General features: G+C 49.1%; 13 protein-coding genes. 5 read left to right on the forward strand and 8 right to left on the reverse strand.

Translation table 11 applies throughout. The features are described 5' to 3' along the window. Nucleotides 1-5: 5 nt before the first annotated feature. Nucleotides 6-1,079 (forward strand): 3-isopropylmalate dehydrogenase, encoded by a 1,074-nt coding sequence (gene leuB / locus MKQ68_RS09710; protein ID WP_244839213.1) that lies wholly within the window; start codon nucleotides 6-8, stop codon nucleotides 1,077-1,079. Nucleotides 1,080-1,141: 62 nt separating this feature from the next. Then, nucleotides 1,142-2,086, forward strand: coding sequence for a carboxylesterase family protein (locus MKQ68_RS09715; protein ID WP_264283119.1), 945 nt, complete (start codon nucleotides 1,142-1,144; stop codon nucleotides 2,084-2,086). 45 nt (nucleotides 2,087-2,131) lie between these two features. Here the strand turns inward: MKQ68_RS09715 and MKQ68_RS09720 are convergent, their stop codons facing one another. The 4 genes from MKQ68_RS09720 to MKQ68_RS09735 all read right to left on the reverse strand — a co-directional run bounded on the left by MKQ68_RS09720 (nucleotide 2,132) and on the right by MKQ68_RS09735 (nucleotide 7,388). Beyond that, nucleotides 2,132-3,391, reverse strand: coding sequence for a collagen binding domain-containing protein (locus MKQ68_RS09720; RefSeq protein ID WP_264283120.1), 1,260 nt, complete (start codon nucleotides 3,389-3,391; stop codon nucleotides 2,132-2,134). Nucleotides 3,392-3,397: 6 nt separating this feature from the next. Then, entirely contained in the window at nucleotides 3,398-5,599 is a 2,202-nt protein-coding gene (locus MKQ68_RS09725) for a hypothetical protein (protein ID WP_264283121.1), read from the reverse strand. A gap of 25 nt (nucleotides 5,600-5,624) precedes the next feature. Further along, nucleotides 5,625-6,977: a S1 family peptidase gene (locus MKQ68_RS09730; RefSeq protein ID WP_264283122.1), complete on the reverse strand. Its 1,353-nt coding sequence runs from the start codon at nucleotides 6,975-6,977 to the stop codon at nucleotides 5,625-5,627. Between the two features lie 186 nt (nucleotides 6,978-7,163). Then, a complete protein-coding gene (locus MKQ68_RS09735) occupies nucleotides 7,164-7,388 on the reverse strand; it encodes a hypothetical protein (RefSeq protein ID WP_264283123.1) in 225 nt (74 codons plus the stop codon). 117 nt (nucleotides 7,389-7,505) lie between these two features. Between MKQ68_RS09735 and MKQ68_RS09740 the strand changes: the two genes are divergently transcribed. Then, nucleotides 7,506-7,901 carry a hypothetical protein gene (locus tag MKQ68_RS09740; RefSeq protein ID WP_244839199.1) on the forward strand — a complete coding sequence of 132 codons (396 nt, stop codon included), beginning with the start codon at nucleotides 7,506-7,508 and terminating at the stop codon, nucleotides 7,899-7,901. Here the strand turns inward: MKQ68_RS09740 and MKQ68_RS09745 are convergent. Together MKQ68_RS09745 and MKQ68_RS09750 are read right to left on the reverse strand one after the other, a co-directional pair. Further along, complete coding sequence (locus MKQ68_RS09745; RefSeq protein ID WP_264283124.1) at nucleotides 7,898-8,956, reverse strand: response regulator; 1,059 nt, start codon at nucleotides 8,954-8,956, stop codon at nucleotides 7,898-7,900. The genes MKQ68_RS09740 and MKQ68_RS09745 overlap by 4 nt on opposite strands. A 25-nt stretch (nucleotides 8,957-8,981) precedes the next feature. Further along, a complete protein-coding gene (locus MKQ68_RS09750) occupies nucleotides 8,982-10,142 on the reverse strand; it encodes a sensor histidine kinase (protein ID WP_264283125.1) in 1,161 nt (386 codons plus the stop codon). A gap of 491 nt (nucleotides 10,143-10,633) precedes the next feature. On the opposite strand from MKQ68_RS09750, the gene MKQ68_RS09755 reads away from it, so the two are divergent. After that, nucleotides 10,634-11,173 carry a CAP domain-containing protein gene (locus MKQ68_RS09755; protein ID WP_244839195.1) on the forward strand — a complete coding sequence of 180 codons (540 nt, stop codon included), beginning with the start codon at nucleotides 10,634-10,636 and terminating at the stop codon, nucleotides 11,171-11,173. 817 nt (nucleotides 11,174-11,990) lie between these two features. On the opposite strand, the gene MKQ68_RS09760 is transcribed toward MKQ68_RS09755, so the two are convergent. Continuing rightward, on the reverse strand, nucleotides 11,991-12,488 hold the full coding sequence (locus MKQ68_RS09760) for a hypothetical protein (protein ID WP_264283126.1): 498 nt from the start codon (nucleotides 12,486-12,488) through the stop codon (nucleotides 11,991-11,993). Nucleotides 12,489-12,597: 109 nt separating this feature from the next. On the opposite strand from MKQ68_RS09760, the gene MKQ68_RS09765 reads away from it, so the two are divergent. Next, nucleotides 12,598-13,908, forward strand: a complete 1,311-nt coding sequence (locus MKQ68_RS09765) for a hemolysin family protein (RefSeq protein WP_264283127.1) — start codon at nucleotides 12,598-12,600, stop codon at nucleotides 13,906-13,908. Nucleotides 13,909-14,000: 92 nt separating this feature from the next. Here the strand turns inward: MKQ68_RS09765 and MKQ68_RS09770 are convergent, their stop codons facing one another. Continuing rightward, nucleotides 14,001-14,936: an NAD(P)-dependent alcohol dehydrogenase gene (locus MKQ68_RS09770; RefSeq protein ID WP_264283128.1), complete on the reverse strand. Its 936-nt coding sequence runs from the start codon at nucleotides 14,934-14,936 to the stop codon at nucleotides 14,001-14,003. Between the last annotated feature and the right edge of the window lie 77 nt (nucleotides 14,937-15,013).

The raw sequence follows: 15,013 nt of genomic DNA on the forward strand, positions 1-15,013 counted from the left end.
TAAGCATGGCAAGCAAACACATATTAATCGTTCCCGGCGATGGGATCGGACAAGAAGTAACAGCAGTTGGCAAGAAGGTGCTGGATAAAATAGCCGCCAAATATGGTCACACGTTTACGTACGACGAAGCCCTGATCGGCCACGTGGCCATCGAAGCTACCGGCCAGCCTTTGCCAGATGAATCGCTGGAAAAGATGCGCAATTCCGACGCCGTATTGTTTGGCGCTGTTGGTCATCCGAAATACGACAATGACCCGACCGCGAAAGTACGCCCGGAGCAAGGCTTGCTGAAGATGCGTAAGGAACTCGGCCTTTACGCCAACCTGCGCCCAATCAAATTGTTCGACGAACTGTTAGGCGCCTCCAGCATTAAACCAGAGATATTGAAGGGCGCAGACATCCTTTTCTTCCGCGAACTGACCGGCGATATCTATTTCGGCGAGAAAGGTCGTAAGAACAATGGCGACACCGCTTTTGACATTGCAGAATACAGCCGTTATGAAGTAGAACGTATTGCCCGCAAAGCTTTCGATGCTGCGCGTACCCGTCGCAAGAAACTTTGCTCCGTAGATAAAGCCAACGTGATTGAAACCTCCCGCCTGTGGCGCGAAGTGATCCAGAAGGTGGCGCTGGAGTACCCTGATATTGAAGTGGAACACCAGTTTGTAGATGCTACCGCGATGCTGCTGATCAAAGATCCGCGCCGCTTCGATGTAGTCGTAACGGCCAACCTGTTCGGCGACATCCTCACCGACGAGGCCTCGCAGATCGCAGGTTCTATGGGGATGCTGGCCTCTGCCTCCATCGGCGACGGCACCGGCGTGTACGAACCCATCCACGGCTCCGCCCACGACATTACCGGGAAAGGTGTTGCCAATCCATTAGCCTCTATCCTGTCCGCCGCCCTGCTGCTGGACATCAGCTTCGGAATGAAAGCCGAATCAGATGCGGTGATACAGGCGGTAGATAAAGTATTAAAAGCCGGTTTCCGTACGCGGGATATCGCGGATGCGACTACGCCCGCGGCCAATATTTTCGGCACGGAAGCTATAGGCGAAGAAGTGTTGAAGTATATCTGACACGTTTTGTTTTTGGTCGACGCGCATCCGAAGGGTGCGCGTTTTTTTTGTACATTAGGTTTATGAAAGCACTACTCCCCCTCCTCCTGGCGCTCACCCTTGGCGCCACGAGCCTAAAAGCCCAACAGACTGCCGAAAAGTTCGTTCTCGAAACCAAGTACCTGCTCGCCCTGCCGGAAGGCTACGGGAAAGACACCTCGCAACGCTGGCCACTCGTCATCTTCCTGCATGGCGCCGGAGAAACAGGACTCGATCTGAACAAGGTGAAGATGCATGGTCCGCCAAAGCTGGTGGAGGCAGGCAAAAACTTTCCGTTTATCCTGGTATCGCCGCAAACAGCTTCATTCGGCTGGCAGCCGGATGTGTTGTACCAGCTGCTGCAAAGCCTGAAAAAGCAGTACCGGGTCGACAATGACCGTATCTATCTTACAGGATTAAGTATGGGTGGATTTGGCACCTGGGCGTTGGGGATGAAGCACCCGGAGGAGTTTGCAGCCATTGCACCGATCTGCGGCGGCGGCGATACTGCTAACATCTGGCGGCTACGTTACACGCCCGTGTGGTGTTTTCATGGGGCAAAGGACGAGGTGGTGCCGCTGACGAGCAGCCAGAAAATGGTGAATGCCTTAAAACAATACAACTCAAACGTGCAATTCACCATCTACCCCGAAGCTGCCCACGACAGCTGGACCGCCACCTATGACGACCCCGCTTTTTATACCTGGCTGCTGGCACAACGTAAACACCGCTTCCAGCCCGTAAAGGTGGATGCGAAAACGCTGGCCGGCTACAACGGCCGGTATACCAACCGCAAAAACGATACGCTGACGATTACAAGTAATGGCACCAGCCTGGATGTAAAGGCGCCGGGGCATACCTTGCAGTTGAAAGCTGCTTCGCCGACCGTGTTTTACTGGGAAGCAAGCGCCCCGATCGATGTGGAGTTTACGAAGACGGGCTTCGTGCTAAGGGCGGAAGAGCGGGAGGTTTTCAGGAAGATAAAATAAAAGAAAGAGGCGGCTCAGGTGTGGGCCGCCTCTTTTTATCCTTATTTACTGTATATAGATCGTGTCTTTAAAAGGAGTGCTGGTATAAATCAACCGCACGGAATCGACCCCTTTTAATGCCTGGCCGCCCGTCCCGAACCAGCTGCGGATGAAGTAAAAGCCTTCCGCCTGTTTGTCAAATTTCGCTACCCCGTCTTTCCCCGAATTGACCGTAGCAACGTTGCCTAGCGTAGTATCGGCATTAAATAAAGCCCGGCTGGTAAACAGGTACACGCCCGCGTCGTTTACAGGCGTACCGTACCGATCGAGTACCAGTAACTGGTACGAGTTGTCCGCAGCGACCGGCATTAATTTCAGGCGTACTGTATCGCCAGAGGCTGCAATAGTTTCCTGCTGATTAGCCAGATAGCTGATATTCCCCACCTTTGCAGTAGCATAAAAGCGATAAGCGCCAGGCGGCACGTTGGATAACTCCACCTTGCCATCCTCCTTTGTTTTCCCCTCCAATGTTTTGCCGGTACAATCATTACCGCCGAAGTACAGCGGATTGTTGGTGGCACAGAACTCCAGCATGGGAATTGGCCGCCCCAGCTCGTCTTCTGTAATCACAACTACCTTGTTTTTCACCAGCGGCCGTGCCTCTAATGTCATATCATATCTCTTAATACCTTTTCCATCAAAATCGATCGTCAGCTCGTCGATACTATTGCGCTGACTATCGGACGACGTGGCGCGCAGGAAATACTTACCGCCTTTCAGGTTGTAAAAGATAACCCGGCCGTACAAATCCGTATCGTATTTCACGAGGCTTTGCGTGGTAGTGGAATCTGACTCAAATACCTGAAGGTTATTGAAAATGCCAACAGACGCACCCTCCACAGGATGTGCGGCCGCGTCTTTGACGGTAATAACAATGGCATTTTGCTTCAGCGTATCGTACGTAGCCTTAAGTGATAGTGTATCCTTTGGTGTTGTAGATCTTTCCACGAAGTAAGAAACGCCGCCGATAGTATCAGCGAAGAAAACATAGTACGTCTTGTCGTTCCAAAGACGCTTGAACGTGAAGTTGCCGTATTCGTCTGTCTTGACATGATAAATATAGTTGCCATTATTGTAGGGAGCGTCGCTGATGTAGACATTCCTGGCACTCACCACCCTCTCTTCGCCGCGACCGCCATACTCATTTACATAAGTGAGCACGCCAGACATGATTTCAGTACCGCCCAGGTCATCCTTTTCATTGTATTTTTCGCCGCAGGCGGAAAGTAGCCCGGTAAGCAGCAATATTTGCAGGAGATATTTCATGTATTATTATTTTAGGATACCAAAGGCTTTTAATGCGATAGTCGGGTCGATGGCAACCGACATAAACGGGCCGGCACAGCGAATCTTCGTGTCTTTGTCGACCACCTTGTTGTTGCGAATGTCAAATAAGTCATGTCGATAAAAGTGAGCGCCGCCAATTAATTTAATACCGGGGATCACATCGACACTTAGCCCGGGATATACGTGCTTCGTTATGTTAGGAATATCGAAGCCGAGGTACACCGAGAAGTGAGAAAGGCAATTTTCTTTTGTCCATCGCTCTTCCAGCATGTCTATCCGTGCGAGGTGTACGTGGATGCCGGCAATAACGCTCACGGCTTCGCGATCTGTTTTGATCTCACTCTTGCTTTCGTCGAATGAATTAATGCCGTAGTGAGGTTGCATGATGGTGTAGGCCAATCCTGCAGAAGTGGTAAAGATTTTCAGCTGACTGATCTTAGCTTTAAAAGTGCCAACGACCGAACCTGTATCTGTCTTAGCGGCCGTAAGCGGAAGGGCACGCACTTCATATACATTGGTGACATTCTCGTTCAGCGGCTCCGTTGCGCGCAGCTCTGTATGCAACGGGGCCGGACTTTTAGAAGACGTTAACGAAATACTGGCCGGAGGCAGTGTGCTTTGGAAGGCCATAGCGCTTAATTGCCATAATACGAGGCTATCTGCCTGAAGCCTTTCTCTTACATTTGCCCAAGACTGATATTGCTCCTGGTATTTACTTACGAAGTTTTTCAGAAAATCTTCCAAAGAAGTAAGGTTGCCTCCTGCGACGATAGCCTGCAGTTGTGGCTTGCGGTCATTTGCCAGTCGATCGAACAATGCTTTATTGTATATACTGCTATCTGCCAAACTTTGCTTTACTGCGGCCAGTATTCCGTCGGCGTTGCGAGGGGCCGCGATGGCTTTGGTGCGCGCGTAAGCAATCATGCCAGCAGAGGACTTCAATGCTTGTATATTCGGTATTGCCGTCTTCCATAAATCATTCGGTGCGCCGCTCATAAGGCCAAGCACACCGGTAAGCGTTGAAAAGAAAGAGTCCAGCATGGCGACACTTTCGTTCATACCATTATGCGTAGCGCTGGATGACAATTTCACCTCCACCCGCTCATTCGCGGCCACATTATGTACGGTCAATTGTATATATTCTGTTCCTTTCAGATGTCGCTTCAGGCTCTTTATATCATCGTCTGACACGTCCTGGGTGCGGAAAAACTGAATGTACCGCGCCTCTTTCTTGTCGGCAATGGGCAACAGCACTTTATTAAGCTGCTCGTCTTTAACGGACATTTCCTTTATTTTGGATACATTCTGCACCCCGGAAAGCAGCTTGCTGCCACCGTTAGCCGCAAGTGTATCTGTCCCTCTCACTTCGTATGGATTTATCGTAGGCTCGCCTGCTCGCCACCACACCCAGTTCTTAAAAAAGTCCGATTGAGAGGCTGCGACATAAACCTTGTTATCTTCCATATCATGGGTCACCTGCCGGAAGTCGGCAGAGTCTGCAAGCGTCATATCATTTACCCCTTTTTTCAGATAAGCTGTACTCCTGGCCAGCAAGCTGGAAAGATGCGCCAGCTGAGAAGCTAAGTCGGAGGTCAGCATATCGCCAAAAGCCTTGTCGGAGGTCGTACTCGTATAAAGATCCATATACAATTTGTTAACGAGGTGTTGGCGCGAGAGTTTGATCACGTAAGCATGCTTTGCTTTATCTATATCATCGCCGGTTAAACCCACTTTATCGCCCAATGGCAGGTCGTTAAGCAGATACCAGTTATCTGTCTTTGCTTTCCTGAAACCCGAGAGCGCAGTCCTCAATTTCGTTAACTGCCTGACCGTCGGCTCTACCTCGTTGACCTGATAGTCAGATTTCAGCCATTCACTAATCTTTTTGAGGTCTGCAACAACTTCCAGCCTTATATTACGGTCTATATCTTCCCACAACCTACCATAAAAACCGACGAAGGCCTGGGAGCTGTCCTCCAAGTTAGCGATTGTAGCATCGATGCGCTGTGTAATCAAACGCACCGTTTCTTTGTAAGGCAATTCGGCATTGAGGTCTGCCTCTACTTCGAAAGAGACATTTCCGTTCCGGTTTGGATGTTCGGCGCCTTTCAGACGCCCGTCGACAGTCCAGGAAACCTTTTGCGCCACGACTGCGTGAGCAAAAAGCAGCCCGACGCATAATAACATTGGGATTTTTATCTGCATATAGTAACTATTGGATCAGATTGATAAATTGGCTTACCCTCATCACTTTCTCACCCCGTTCCCGGGTTTCGCAACCGTTCTCGGGGCACCGCACGTTAGCAAAGCAAAAGCGCCTGGTCCTGGGATGCAGTACCTCAGTATAATCACGATTGCCTGCCAGCAAAATGCCTTCAATGTTATGCGTCTGCGTGTTGAACACGGGTCCACCGGAATTACCGTCGAACGTATCACTGCTGATCATAAAAAATGCAGGCTCAGTAGCACTTAATACCTTCGCATTCCTGGCAGACTTTAACGGAATGCCATCCGGGCAGCCGATCACGTGAAACAGACCGGTAGTTACAAACCGGTTTTCCAGTTTCCTGAAACGCGCTGGCGATGCATGTTTGGCTAACTTCACCTGGCAAAAATCCAGGTTGGGATGAAAATAGGCCGTATCTGCTTTATAGATCGAACCTGCCGGAATTTCTCCATCCTTGCGGGTGATGTCGCCATGCAGGTAATCGAACACGAAGAAATAGTCCTGGTAGCGCCGCTCCGGAATACAGTGTCCGGCAGTCAAAAGTTTAAATGAATCAATCACAAATGCAGTCCCCTCCGCGACCGCTGCCTGTTCAATAAAGGTCGGAGTACAATGATCACGTTTCTCGCGCAGGCACTTCCAGTTCTTCCACTTATAGCGCCCACCAGGCAGCGGATCAATATAATTACGGTGTACAATGGCTGCCACACACTTGGCATCGTCCATGTCCGGTGCGCCGGGATTGAGCTTCAACAAATCACGCCAATCGTATTCGACTTCCACGCGGTCGTCTTCACCGATGACGACCCGGCGCGCGAAGAAGTTGCCTTTGCGCCCGTAAGAATACACCGCTGTAGGATCGTCGGTTTGTGAGAGTAATTGCGCAAAATGTGAACGTTTGGAGAGAAAATCCAGGAGTATGCCGCGTGTAATATAGGATTGCAGATCTCGCGGAATAGTATCTGCACTAAATTCGCCCATCCTGTATAGCACCTCCATATACAGTTCCTTGGCCGTAAACGATGCGACTAACTGGTCGGATAACATCTGCTGCGCACCGGTTATTTGCACACCATGTGGCACATACCCTTCCATCATGTTCTTTTCATACACATGATCAAACGCTCCGGGACTTAATGCCAGGCTATCCCACGGAGTATCGGGCGACAGCGCGACGTCTGGCCCGATCGATGCGCTGTCTGCCTGGGGCTTATGCTCCGGCTCAGGCGTTACAGTATGAACGGTGTCTACGGACGTACTCTCCGTTTGCTTCGAACCACTATTACATGCCAAAAATAGCATGCTCGCGCAGACCAGCGCTTTTGAGGTAAGGTTCATAAAATCTGGATTAAAATTAGACTCGGGGGGACCGGGGTAAGTAAAGCCTGACAGACTCGCTCGCAACAAATTCACTACATTATAATTCCGGTTGTCTTAAGTGTTACCGAAAATTACAACATCCTTTTACTTTTCCAAATTACATTTTTGTGTGACCGGGAGAATTGCTTCCCCTGGTCACATCCGTTACATATATTTCATTACACGCTCGCGGTACAATTCAAAATCCGCTTCATTCCTTAAGGTATCGAAAACCTCCTGTTCGCCCGCGGCGTTTATACGGACCAACAGCACGTCGTTACCGCCAATAATAGCCCGCCGCGCTTTGCCCAGCAACTCCTCAATACCCGCTACATCGCCGATCGTCTGCAGCTCCTCTATCTTATTAACAATTATAATATAATCTTCCATAAACTCCTTTTAATCAACTACTAAGATAATCGGTACTAACCACATTCAGTAAAAAAGCTGACGGCCGTCAGTATCCAAGGTGAGCAATACGGGTAAATTGCAATACATCTTAAATCTATGCTGGTGACTAACGAACGGACAATCGATGAACTGATAGCCGAAACGGGCATCTGGAAAGGCATCATTCAACAGTTCGAAAACGACAATATTTACTTTAAAACGCAACTGGCCACGGTGCTGAGTGTCGGTAAAAACGGCATGGCACTCGAGCAGCTGGAGCATTTCCAGAATCGCTTCCTTAAAATGGACGGGCAGATCACGCTCCTGAAGCACGAGGTGCGCGAACAGTGTAAGCAGCTGGAGCATACGGCCACCATGCAGGATTCGCCTGAGCCGCTGTCGGTATTACTGCAACAGCAGCTGGGCAAACGTATTGATGTACTGGAACAGCACTTTGAAACCCTGCTCTACGATTTCAGCGCGTTTCTCGAAGAACATTTTCCCACCCGTTAGTATAACAACCCAGCCAGCTTTTGCTTATTTAAGATCACGATCGATCCTTCCTGAATGTCGATCAGTTTTTCCTCTCTGAAGTCTCCCAACGTTCTGATCAACGATTCTGTAGCCGTACCGGCAATGGTTGCCAGGTTATCGCGGCTGATATCTATACTGAATGGGCCGTCGTTGTCTGCACTATATTTCTTCATCAGGTTCATTAAGGCTTCCGCCACCTTTTTACGGAGGGAATTGTAGGCCAACCCGAGCAATTGCTGCTCTTTCGTGCTCACATTGCCTGCCAGCATGCGCAGGAACTGTACGGCTACGTCGTTATTATTATTGAGCAGGTTCTCGAAGTCTTCGAGCGGGATTACGGCCACCTCGGCTTCCTCGATGGCTTCGGCGGTGTCTTTGTACACGCCACCTTCCAGCAGGGCGATATGTCCAAGGAAATCGCCGGTGTTATAAAGCTCTACCACCAGCTCCTTTCCATCATCATTTCTTTTATAGGTCTTTACTTTGCCTTTTTGTAAGTAATAAAGCCGTTGCGGGCGGTTGCCCTCGCTGTAGATCACCTGTTTCTTTTTATACTTTTCGATGTTACGGCCCTCGCGCAAGTGTTGCAGGGCGTTTTTACCGCCTGCCACGTCTATCAGTTTGGTCAGCCCCTGCATGTCCGGGCTGAATTGTTCCTTCTTCAGCTCCGCTTTGCGCAGTCGGCTTTCTACGGCGTTGAGCAAATCAGTGCCGGTAAAGGGTTTCGTGATGTAGTCATCCGCTCCCAGGTCCATCCCCTTGCGAAAATCACCCCGCTCCGACTTGGCACTGAGGAAGATGAAGGGCGTGCCTTTGAGGTCCTCGTTGCGCTGCATCATATGTAATACGCCATAGCCGTCCAGCACGGGCATCATAATATCGCACACCACGAGGTCCGGGCGGTGCCGTATGGCTACTTCCATCCCCTTTTTACCATCGGGCGCGGTTAAAACCTTGTAGCCGGCCAGTTCCAGTATCTCTTCCGTGTTCTCTCTGATTTCGGCGTTGTCTTCAATCAGCAGGATCTTTTTCATCTTTTGATTCGGTTTATATTGACAATTAAAACTCGCTTATAGGCGGGAATATGATCGTGAAAGTCGTACCAACGTCCAGCTGACTTTCACAACTGATCAGTCCCTTCATTAATTCGGTATACTTAGCCACAATGTGTAGCCCTAGCCCTGTTCCCTGGATGTTGCTCACGTTTGCCCCGCGGAAGAACCGCTCGAACAGGTGGGCCTGGTCTTCGGGCGACATCCCGATGCCATTGTCCCTTACTTTCAGGGTGAGACCGAAGGAATCCGTATGCGTGATCACTTCTATAACGGATTGTTCTTTCGTACTGAATTTAATAGCGTTACCGATGAGGTTCAGCACGATATGGCGGAGCAGCGTCGGGTCGAGCATCACATCCGGCCAACCGTCATGTTTGTACACAATTTCCTGGTGCGCCTTCACAATACCTTGCGCCTCCTGTATCATATTACCCACCTGTTCGCGCACGTCGAACAAGACTGGTTTCACGACCACCTTGCCTTCCTCAATCTTACCGAGGGAAAGGAAATCATTTAAGATGTCTGTTAAAAAGTTAACCGAGGTAACGATGCGCTGCAGGTGTTTGTGACGCTTATCCTGTCCGTCGGGCCCGTCATACTGTTTGGCCAGGTAGGCGGAAGACAGGATCGTGCTGAGTGGCGTACGGAACTCGTGGGAGGCCATGGATACGAAGCGCGACTTCAGCTCTCCCAGGTCCTTTTCCTTACCTAAAGCGGCATTAAGGGCGTCGCGGGAGGACTGCATAGCCTCCAGGGCCGCCTGCAGCTGTGTGGTGCGCTGTTGCACCAGCTGTTCCAGTTCGCTGTTACCGGGATCGGCCAGCGGGGCGGAAAGACGGATCAGTTCATAATCCCTGCCGTCGTGCTGCATGGTGGCATATTCAAAATTGCTGTAAAACAGCTCACCACTGGCGTTTTCCCACTTCCGGAGGCCGGAAGGCAGGATATTGAGTGCTCCTTTACCCGGGATATTGTTCTTTTCCAGCAAGGCTTCCGCGGCTTCAATAGAATCTACGCCCAACATAGCGGCACCTTTTTCGTTCAGAAATACCAGTTTACCACCGACGGCATCGCGCACCGCAGCAAGGGCTGGCAGCTTTTCCATAGCAGCAGTAAAGAACGATAACATAAAACTCTCATCAGGCGCAGTCTTCAAATAATACATACCAGCTTCGTGGGTAAGGTCTTTACGGGTTCAGGATTACAGGTGTTTTTCGGTAAGGAGTCAATACTTATAGGGAAACACCCCTCCTTTCGTAAACTGCCTGCTGGCAACCGTTCCATTTACCGGCCGGCATGCGCTGGGCCTATTGGACAACGGTTACCGTCATTAACATGGTTAAGTTAAGTAATAAAACCGCCTCCGCCAACATCATTTTTGGGTGGATGCGGTAGCAAAATCACTGGTTAAAATCAGTGACTGACCGCCGTCAGTATCGTAAACCCGCCACCATGGCTATTTTCTTCAATTATACCCCTTTCATGTGAGAATGACAAACATCATTTCCGGTGATGGACATCATTATCCAAAGGCCTGGGCTGGTATACCTTTGTTTCAGATTGATGATGCAGCGGGATGAGAGAAAAAGAGAGTAACCGCCAAAGTGCCCGCCGCCATCTATCCTGAAAAACTGAAACACCATATCCAAAGATTTTATGAAAAAGCACTTTACATTTTTGCTACCCGTGATCATCTTCTTCACAGCCTGCTCCAAAGAGCCGCTCACAGAAGTAAAGATCAGCAAACCTGTAACGGCTACTTCAGCACTGGGTCAAGATTCAGCTTTTCAATATACCAATACGATTAACAGGGACGTACTGTTGGCTTTGATCAACGACTTACGCAGCAAGGGCTGCAACTGTGGCGACGCTGCCATGCCGCGTGTACCGGCCCTAAAATGGAGCCAACGTTTAGAGAAAGCGGCCTGGTTGCACAGCAAAGAAATGAACGACAGCAGCTACCTCAGCCATACTGGCAAAAACGGCAGCAGCGCAGGTGACCGCATCAAAGCAATGGGTTACAACTGGAAAGTGTACTGCGAAAACATCGCCCTTGGCTTTTTGACCGAACAGCAGGTGATCGACGAATGGATTAAAAGTCCGAGCCATTGCCGCGGATTGATGAACGCAAGGGTTACCGAGACCGGTATTGGTCGCTACGGCAACTTCTGGACGCAGGAACTGGCCTTACGCTAAGCAACAAGATATTATATGCATAATCTATAAGTGGAGAACAGTGAACAGTGAAACGAGTATTTGCCTATCCTATGAAACCCGGACCTGGAAGTGTTTATGAGAAATGAGAAGGTCCAACAGTGAACGAAGTGAAGCATGAGCAAATCGGAGGAGTTCTATTTATCCTGTACGAATGTGGATGTTCGAGAACATGGTGGTGTACGAATAAACGGGCCGGGAAAGTGATAGTGAGTGATGGAGTGAAATGGCCCGCCCGTTTATTATAAAAACAAGTTATTACCTGGTAAACATAAGTGTCCGTAAGAAGGTGTAAGAAGCAAGCAAATCGAAGTGTAGTTTTTTAATCGTATCCGTGAAGATCCTATTTTCTAAAACACCTGTTGAAACAAATTTTTTTAACTAATTAAAACTTAAAAAGATGAACCGCTACTTTTTTCATGCCTATGATTCAGTATTCAGGATTAAGCCAACTTACGTGTTCTGCAAATTCAGGCCCATGGTTTATCCCGTACCGATGAATTTCAATTGATATCCGTTTCTTTCTATAATCTGTGCCGAGAGTAGCTATTTATCCCTTACCTGTGAATAAGATATTTAATTGGGGTTTTAATGTTTGATGAAAGGTCAACCAAAATCTAAACTGCTTAATGAATGTGTCATATAAAAAAATATTAATTGGGGTTTTAATGTTTGATGTTAGACTGGTTACACCATATCCTTTGAAAAACCACCTATACCTAGAAATTACTTTTTCATAATCTATGCTTTTTTGGTTAATTAGGGGTAACACCGCCTGTTCTCAGGCGGTGTTTTGGTTTTACCAGTAAGGCTTGTAGCGATTAAGTACTGCCGTGTCGAGCGGCATAAACAGGTAATGTGCTTTATAGGAGGATGTGAAATATTTTTCTTTGAACCGCCTCTTCCCTTTGATGGTCTGCCTTACGACTGTGAGGCTATCGGGCGACAGTAACGCGTATGTATAATAGAACTGCCGGCGTGCATTGTTCACTGACTGTATCACCAACTGGCGCCCCTGCACCCGATAATAACCTTCGAAAAGTGTGGGTCGTTGTTGCCGGTGGCGTTCGGCGATTGCCTGCAAATGATTACCGGGTGTAAGTACCAGGTTACTCTGGCCGCCTTTATAGAACACGTAAGCCATACTATCGCTCACATACACACCGTCTTTACGCAACAAGGCCGTATCCGGCAGGGAAAATTTTTGATCGTAAAAGGAGTAATCGCCGGTGCGGTAATACTTAGGCGAACAGGCAGCAAATACGAGGAGAAAACTCAGCAGGCTAACATATCTCATAGCGGCAATATACTAAATACATCAACGTACACATCTGCCCGCCTGAAGTTTTGAGGCGTATGTGGTATTATATTATTATTTTTGGTCGGATCTAAAGAACTAGCTTGAAATGACCTGGGATATATTACTGACCCTGTTTTTGGTATTACTGAATGGATTTTTCGTAGCGGCAGAATTTGCCATCGTGAAAGTGCGTACTTCACAGATTGAAGTAAACACTGGTCGCAGCAAAGCGGTATCCACCGTAGCAAAAAGTATTGTAAACAACCTCGACGGCTACCTTGCCGCCACGCAGCTGGGTATTACCCTCGCCTCCCTCGGCCTTGGCTGGGTGGGTGAAGATGTAATGACCGCCCTTATCATCAACCTTTTCGAGGCGCTCGGACTTAAGATGGAGCCTGCCGTTGCACACCGTGCAGCCTTGCCCGTAGCGTTCATCGTTATCACCATCCTGCACATCGTATTCGGAGAACTGGCGCCTAAGTCGCTGGCGATCCGCAAACCAGTACCTACTACGTTTGCCATTGCGTTACCGCTGAAAGTGTTCTTTGTGATCTTTCGCCCGTTCATCTGGGTGCTTAATGGCTTTGCCAACGTGATCTTAAAAGCTATCGGTATTAAACCAGCAGGCGAACATGGCGATATACATTCGGAGGAAGAATTGCGCGTGATCATCTCCGAAAGTCACCAGGGCGGCGTGATCGAAGAAACTGAGAAAGCCCTCATACAGAACGTATTTAACCTGGCCGACCGCCACGTATCTTCCCTCATGACACCCCGCAACGAGCTGGTGTGGCTGGATGTAAACGACTCGCCGGAGGAGAACAAAAAGAAGGTGATGGAACTGAAACACACCGTATATCCTCTTGCTAAAGACGATATCGATAATACGTTCGCATTCATTTATTCAAAGGACCTGCTCAGCGAGAGCCTGTCGGAGCGACTGGGCAACCTCGAAGCGTTAAGTAAAAAGCTGCTCGTCGTTACCCAATACAATCGTACCTACCAGGTGCTGGAGCTCTTCCAGCGGGAAAAGATTTACCAGGCGATGGTAGTCGACGAATTTGGCACCATTAAAGGATTGGTAACCATCAATGACATTGTGGATGCGCTGGTCGGCAACATATCTTCCGAAACCAATGAATTTGAATATGAAGTAGTACGGAACGATGATGGCAGCATGCTTGTAGATGCACAAATGCCTTTCGTTGAGTTCCTGGAGTTGTTGCATGTAGATGTCGACTCACAGAAAACGAAACTTACACAAAACTACGTCACACTCGGCGGCTTCATTCTCGATAAGCTGGGTAAGATCCCCGACATTGGCGACCATGTAAAACTGGGCGGTCTGCAATTGCAAGTAATGGAGATGGACCAGCTACGGATCGCGAAGGTGCTAGTGTCCGGAAAAATAAAGTAAAAGAAAGAGGCTGTCTCGGTTGAGCAGCCTCTTTTGCTTTGAGTAAGCAGCCGCAATGGGCAGCTGCTTTTCTTATATAGACGCGTATCAAACTAAATCTCAATCACTATTTTGCCCGTAACGCTTTCCGCTTCGAGCATTTTATGCGCAAGGCCCGTATTGGCCAATGGGAACGTTTTCATCACCACGGGGCGTAACTCCCCCGCCTCTACGAGTTGGCGGATCACCTCCAGGTCTTTCGCCACCGGCTCCACCATGAATGCGCGCATACGGGCGCGGAACAAATCTACCGCAGAACTTAACATTTCGCCCAGGTCATCGGAAGGAGGTTTGGTCGTAACCAATACGCCTTCGGGTTTGAGGCTTTTTTCTATATCTGACAACGTGAGTTGGGCTGCCGTATCGAAGATCACGTCGTACCGGCCATCCTGCGGAATGCCTGACTTTTCATAGTCGATCACTTCATCACACCCCAGTTCACCGGCGATGATCATATGGTGAGCGCTGCATGTACCGGTTACGATGGCGCCCAGCTTTTTCGCAATCTGTACCGCCATGCAGCCTACACCGCCCGTGCAGCCGTTGATCAATATTTGTTGCCCGGGCATCACCTTGCCTTCCCGCGTAAGGCCCTGGTAGGCGGTGAGCGCAACCAATGGCAGGGAGGCTGCTTCTGCGAAACTGATATTATAGGGTTTGATAGCCGCGTTGTCTTCGTCTACCACCACATATTCTGCATAAGCGTGACCGGCGACAGCGTTCTTAAAGCCAAACACCTCGTCACCGGGTTTAAAGTGTGCGCTTTTAGAGGCATTTACCACACCTGCAAAGTCGCTGCCAATAATCTGTTCACCGAATAATCCGCTCACGAGCCGGAGCGCGCCTTTACGCACCATGGTATCTACCGGGTTAACAGACGATGCGTAATTGTGCACCAGTATTTGTCCGTCTTTGATTTCAGGCACTTCTACCTCTTTTACCTGGAAATTTTCAGGGGCTCCATAATTTGCCAGTACTGCTGCTTTCATAATCCACGATTTAATAAATATTAGGGTAACGTATTGCTGATAACCAATAACGTGCCAGCACCAAAGCGTCTTTATTG

It is taken from the genome of Chitinophaga horti (genome assembly GCF_022867795.2).
Lineage (GTDB): Bacteria > Bacteroidota > Bacteroidia > Chitinophagales > Chitinophagaceae > Chitinophaga > Chitinophaga horti.